Origin of the sequence: Sinomonas sp. G460-2, assembly GCF_047759905.1 — a bacterium.
Taxonomy (GTDB): Bacteria; Actinomycetota; Actinomycetes; order Actinomycetales; family Micrococcaceae; genus Sinomonas.
Genome location: NZ_JBKZWT010000414.1, coordinates 1 through 2626, shown reverse-complemented (window position 1 = coordinate 2626; position 2626 = coordinate 1). Strand labels below are relative to the sequence as shown.

The 2626-nt window shown below is 67.8% G+C and carries 2 protein-coding genes; both read right to left on the bottom strand.

Going from position 1 to position 2626, the window contains the following annotated elements:
* Window positions 1-116: 116 nt before the first annotated feature.
* Window positions 117-983, bottom strand: a complete 867-nt coding sequence (locus ACLN58_RS20700; protein ID WP_415857112.1) for a sugar ABC transporter permease — start codon at window positions 981-983, stop codon at window positions 117-119.
* Window position 984: 1 nt separating this feature from the next.
* Window positions 985-2626, bottom strand: a 1642-nt coding sequence (locus tag ACLN58_RS20695; protein ID WP_415857111.1) for an ABC transporter permease subunit, incomplete at its 5' end; no start/stop codon positions are given.

Sequence of the window (2626 nt, the reverse complement as noted above, 5' to 3'; positions counted from 1 at the left end):
GACGACGGCGCCGCCCGCCGGCGTGCGCAGCCGCACCCGAGCCTCGTCCCCCAGTGAGGGGCGGCCGTCGGGGACGTAGAGCGGGGATCCGTCATGGTGGGCCTCGAAAGCGGGGATCATCCCTTCACCGACCCCGCAACGAGCCCGTTGACGATGTAGCGCTGGAGGAAGAGGAACAGCGCCATGACGGGGAGCGCCGCGAGCACGGCGCCGGCGGCGAAGACGCCCCAGTCCTCGGTGCGCTGGTTCGCGACGAAGGAGAACAGGCCGACCGCGAGCGTCTGCGTGTTCGGGTCGGTCAGCACGACGGACGCGATGACGAACTCGCTCGAGATCCCGATGAAGCTCAGGAGCCCGATGACGGCGAGGATCGGCGTGACGAGCCGCAGGATGATCCCGAAGAAGATCTGCGCGTGGCTCGCGCCGTCGATCTTCGCGGCCTCGTCGAGCGAGACGGGCACGGTGTTGAAGAAGCCGTACATGAGGTACGTGTTCACGCCGAGGGCGCCGCCGAGGTACACCATGATGAGCCCCAGCTGGCTCCCGAGCCCAAGCACGGGGATTACCTCGCCGATGCCGTCGAGCAGGAGGAAGATCGCGACGACGGCCAGGAGCTGCGGGAACATCTGCAGCAGCAGGAGGCTCAGGAGGCCCGCGCGGCGGCCCGCGAAGCGCATGCGGGAAAACGCATACGCGGCCATCGCGCCGAGGAACACGGTCGCGGCGGACGTCACGACGCCGATCACGAGCGTGTTGACGAACCAGCGGCCGAACGGGCGCTGGTCGTTGCCGAACAGCTTCGTGTAGTTGTCGAGCGAGACGTCGTGGAACATCATCCCCGAACCCGCGAGCGTGCCGGAGGGGTTGAGCGCCGCCGAGAGGACGTAGAGGAGCGGGAACACCGCGAACACGCTCGTGACGACGCCGACGGCGTGCCGCCAGCCCTTGTCGCGGAGCCACGCTCCGAAGCTCTTTGTGCGCATGTCAGTTCACGTCCTCGAGGGCCTTGGTCTGCTTGAAGCTCACGGCGGAGATGACCGCCACGATGATGAAGATGATGATCGCGAGCGCGCTCGCGAGTCCGTAGTCTCGGCCCGTCCCGACGCCGAAGGCGCTCTTGTACACGAGCGTGATGAGGATGTCCGTCGCGCCGATGTCCCGCGTCGTGTCCGCGAACCGGGGCCCGCCTGCGGTGAGCATGTAGATCACGTTGAAGTTGTTGAAGTTGAACGCGAACGAGCTGATGAGCAGAGGCGCGACGGAGACGAGCAGGAGCGGGAGCTTGATCGAGCGGAAGATCCGCCACGCGCTCGCGCCGTCCACACGCGCGGCCTCCTCGACGTCTTCGGGCAGCGATTGGAGCGCCCCCGTGCACACGAGGAACATGTACGGGAAGCCGAGCCAGAGGTTCACCACGAGCACGCTGATCTTCGCGAGCACGGGGTCCGTGAGCCAGCCGATGTGCGCGCCGCCCAAGAGCGCGTTGTTGATGAAGCCGAACTCGGGGTTGAGCAGGCCTGCCCACACGAGCCCGGAGAGGAACGCGGGGAACGCGTACGGCAGGATCATGATGATCCGGTAGACCCGCTTGCCATGCAGATCCGAGCGGTTGAACGTGATCGCGAGGAACAGGCCGAGCGCGAACGTGAGAGCCACGGACGCGATGGCGAACGTGAACGTCCACGCGGTCACGGCGAGGAGGGGCCCACGGAGGCCCTCGTCGGCGAACGCCGTGACGAAGTTCTTGAACCCGACGTCGATCTTCCAGCCGGTCGCGAGCTTCTCGCCGCTCGGCGCGGCGAACGAGCCCTGGCCCGAGTCGCGGTAGACCGTGCCCGTCGCGGTGTCAGTGAGGGTGTCGGCGCCCTTGTCGTACACCATGGTCGACTTGAAGACGTACGCGGACCGCCCGTCCTGCGTGTGGAGGGAGCCGTCGGCGGGATCGGAGGAGAACGGCACGGCAAGCGCCAGGACGTCCTTCTGATGCGCCACGATTTCCTGGAACGTGAGCGTCTCGTAGCCGTCCACGCCCGTGGCCTTGCCGCTCGAATCCTTCGTGGCCTGCGCGTCCGCGAGCGGGTGTCCCGTGGTGCCGAGCTCGGTTTTGCCGTCCGGGGACGTCACGAGGAGGTAGAACGTGCTGCCCTTCTCGAGCACGGACGTCCGGTAGGCGGGCGAATCGGGCACGCGCTTCTGCGAGGACGTGAGGATCGCCGCGATCGCGTCCTCCTTCGTGCTGTTGTGCCCGTCGCCGTAGTTCGTGAACGCGATGTACCCCGAATAGACCACCACGAAGACCTGGAACACGAGCAGGAACAGGACACCCGGCGCGAGGTACTTGGCCGGCAGGCCGCCCTTGCGCAGGTAGATCCAGTTGATCCCGAGCGTCACCGCGGCCGCGATGCCGAAGACCACCCACGAGCGGCTCAGGAAGAGCGCCATGAGGATGTACACCGCGAGCGCGTCGGCGAGCCCGAGCAGCACGATCTTGGCGAGCGTGCCCTTCCACGAGTCGGGACCGCGCCGACCGCGCACCGGGCGGGGACCGCCCTTGGCGGGTCGACGCTGGGAGGGCGGGGCGCCGTCGTCCGTAGCGACAGCGGGGGCGAGCTGGTCGGCGCGGGGC

Coding starts and splice junctions, on each gene's coding strand:
- ACLN58_RS20700 (WP_415857112.1), bottom strand. CDS start 983: ATGCGCACAAAGAGCTTCGGAGCGTGGCTCCGCGACAAGGGCTGGCGG.